We start from the raw sequence: 278 nt of genomic DNA, 5'->3' as shown, positions 1-278 counted from the left end.
CAGGATCCTGGTGGCCCCGACCTTCAACATCGGCATGGCCCAGCACCAGCTGGCCCTTCCAGGCACCATCTGCCTGCGCCCGGCGACCTTCATCGCCGCGATCGGCGACTGGGTGCGGTCGCTGGGCGCGCACGGCTTCACGCGGATCTATTTCCTGAGCGGCCACGGCGGCAACGTCGCCTCGATCGAGGCGGCCTTCTCGGAGATCTACGCCGAATACAGCTTCCGGAAAGAGCGGGCGCCGTTCGCCCTGAAGCTGAAGAACTGGTGGGATCTGG

Annotated in this window: 1 protein-coding gene; it reads left to right on the top strand. The window is 66.5% G+C overall.

Annotated features, from left to right (window positions below):
• Positions 1 to 278 (top strand): creatininase family protein (locus EIK80_RS25820; protein WP_158624769.1); only part of this gene is annotated, 278 nt, incomplete at both ends.

Source organism: Caulobacter sp. 602-1 (assembly GCF_003931565.1).
GTDB lineage: Bacteria > Pseudomonadota > Alphaproteobacteria > Caulobacterales > Caulobacteraceae > Caulobacter.
This window is presented reverse-complemented; position numbering and strand designations above follow the sequence as displayed.